Raw genomic sequence first — 1546 nt, forward strand, 5'->3', positions numbered from 1 at the left:
AGGGGCTCACCACCGACATCGAGGAGGAGTCGTGAGCGACACCATGACCTCCTCCTTCCGAGGAGCGGAGCGACTCGCGAGGATCGCGCCGTCGCCGAGCACCGCCGCGGCGGCCCGCGTGCGCGAGCTGAAGGCGGCAGGACGCCGCATCTTCGACCTCACCGTCGGCGAGCCCGACTTCGACACCCCTGACCACGTCAAAGAGGCGGCGATCGCTGCGATCCAGCGGGGCGAGACGAAGTACACCCCGGTGAACGGGACGTCGCGTCTGCGGCAGGCGATCAGGGGGTCGCTGCTGCGGACCCACGGGATCGAATACTCGGATGCGGAGCTCACCGTCGGCGGCGGGGGCAAGCAGGTCATCTTCCTCGCGCTGATGGCGACCGTGGACGCCGGCGACGAGGTGCTGATTCCGGCGCCGTACTGGGTCTCGTACCCGGACATGGTCCGCGCGAACGACGGCCGTCCTGTCATCCTTCCGACGTCGGCCGACGCCGGGTACAAGCTCACTGCGGATGAGCTGGAAGCGGCCATCACCGAGCGCACTACGTGGTTGATCCTGAACAGCCCCGGCAATCCCAGCGGTGCCGTCTACACGTCGGAGGACCTGACGGCCCTCGCCGAGGTCCTGCGCCGGCACCCGGCCGTTTCCGTGCTGTCCGACGAGATCTACAGCGAGATCTCCTTCACCGGTGCGCCGGCGCCCAGTCTTGCGTCCGTCGCACCCGACCTCCGGCACCGCGTGCTCGTCGTTTCCGGGGTGTCCAAGTCTTTCGCGATGACGGGGTGGCGGCTCGGCTATGCCGCGGGGGATCCGGCGCTCGTCGGCGCGATCAACACCCTCCAGTCGCAGACGTCGTCGTGCCCGTCGTCGATCAGCCAGGCCGCCGCGGCCGCGGCGTTGGAGGGCCCCCAGGACTTCATCGCGGAGACCGTTCCCGTGTATCGGGAACGACGCGATGTCGCCGTGGCGGGTCTCGCGGCCATCGACGGGCTGAGGCCGATCGCTCCCGACGGTGCCTTCTACGTCTACGTGGACTGCGCGGGTCTCATCGGCAGGACGACGGCGGACGGTCGCACTCTCGAGAGCGATCAGGACGTGACGCTGTACCTCCTCGAGCATGCCGGCGTCGCTGTGATCCAGGGATCCGCGTACGGGCAATCGCCCTTCTTCCGGATCTCGTTCGCGACGGACACCGGCACCATCACCGCCGCGCTCGCCGCGATCGGCGCCGCCGTGGGAGAGCTCCGGTGAGCGCGCGTCTGCGGGTGGCGGTGGCTGCGCCGCTGGCGTCGGAGTTGTGCGAGTTGATCGTTTCGTTGGAGCCGCGGGTGGATCTTGTGGTGGATCCGTCGTTGGTGGCGCCGATGCGTCATCCGGCGGATTTCTCCGGGGACCCGTCGTTCCGCCGGACGGCGGAGCAGCAGGCGGTGTTCGAGGGGATGCTGGACTCGGCGGATGTGCTGTACGGCATCCCGGATGTGGATCCGATGGCTCTGGCGCGTACGGTGCGCGCGAATCCGCTGCTGCGGTGGGTGCACACGA

Annotated in this window: 1 protein-coding gene and 1 pseudogene; both read left to right on the forward strand. The window is 69.1% G+C overall.

Features of this window, described 5'->3' with window-relative positions; translation table 11 throughout:
• Positions 1–31: 31 nt before the first annotated feature.
• A complete protein-coding gene (locus CQ044_RS19355; RefSeq protein WP_308736934.1) occupies positions 32–1255 on the forward strand; it encodes an aspartate transaminase in 1224 nt (407 codons plus the stop codon).
• Positions 1252–1546 (forward strand): annotated as a pseudogene (locus CQ044_RS19360) (D-2-hydroxyacid dehydrogenase); the annotation flags it as partial. The gene CQ044_RS19355 and the pseudogene CQ044_RS19360, both read left to right, overlap by 4 nt.

Origin of the sequence: Microbacterium sp. MYb64 (genome assembly GCF_002979495.1) — a bacterium.
Taxonomy (GTDB): Bacteria; Actinomycetota; Actinomycetes; order Actinomycetales; family Microbacteriaceae; genus Microbacterium; species Microbacterium azadirachtae_A.